This is a genomic window from Streptomyces sp. NRRL B-3229, assembly GCF_000719505.1.
Lineage (GTDB): Bacteria > Actinomycetota > Actinomycetes > Streptomycetales > Streptomycetaceae > Streptomyces > Streptomyces griseorubiginosus.
The window spans coordinates 1-975 of record NZ_JOGP01000094.1 but is presented as its reverse complement, the minus strand read 5'-3'; the positions used below and the strand labels follow the sequence as shown (position 1 = coordinate 975).

The following is a 975-nucleotide window of genomic DNA, read 5'->3' as shown; positions in this document are numbered from 1 at the left end:
ACCTGGACGGCTACTCCCAGCCGCTCCAGCTGGTCCACGGCACTGTCGAGATCCCGCTGGCCGTGCACGACATCCGCGCACTCTCGGCGGACGAGCAGCGGGAGGCCGCTCAGACGTACGTCGAGGGTGAACGCGCCGCCGGCTTCAACCTCGCCGCGGCTCCGCAGGTGCGTATCGCCGTCCACATCGAGTCGGACGATTCCTGGCGCCTCACGTTCAGCTACCAGCACGCCATGGCGGACGGCTGGACACTCAACTCCCTGCTCATGGAGCTGTTGGAGTGCTACAGGGGCGTGGTGGGCGGGCAGGGCCTGCCCGCGTACGAGGCTCCGGCGGTGCGGTACGCCGACTTTGTGTTGCTGGCCGCGCATCTGAAGGTGCTGGGCATGCTGACGGCGGAGGACGCCTTCCACACGGGCGTGGTCTATCACGGCCGTCTGGAGGCCCCGGGCGCCGACCGCGTCCTGGGCATGCACCTCAACACGCTGCCGTTCCCGTCGGTCAAGGGTGCGGGTACGTGGCGTGAGCTGGTGGAGGAGGTGTACCGGCAGGAGACCGAGATCTGGTCCCACCGCCGCTACCCGCTCCCCGCCATCCAGCGCGCCGCAGGCGGCAGCGGCGGTGATCTGCTGACCATCCTGTTCGAGTACCTCGACTTCCACCAGGTCGACAGGGAAACGGTCGATATGGCGTCCCGCATGGGCGACGGCTCCAATGAGTTCGCCCTCAACGCGATCGCCGGCAATGACGGGTTCAGTCTCGTCGGGTCCACGGACGTGGTCGACAGGGCGAATCTTGATCGGCTGGCGGGGATGTACCGGTCGGTGCTGGAGGCGATGGCTGCGGATGCGGACGGGGACGCACGTGGTGTGTTGTTGTCCGGCGCCGAGCGGGGGGTGCTGCTCGGGGAGTGGGCCGACGGTTCGTCTGTCGGCTGGCCGGGTGGTCTGGTGGTGGACCGGTTCGAGGCGCAGG

Annotated in this window: 1 protein-coding gene; it reads left to right on the top strand. The window is 68.6% G+C overall.

Annotation, left to right across the window (positions count from 1 at the left end; genetic code table 11):
- Positions 1–975: condensation domain-containing protein (locus tag IF54_RS0138855; protein ID WP_030327459.1), on the top strand; the 975-nt coding region annotated here is incomplete at both ends.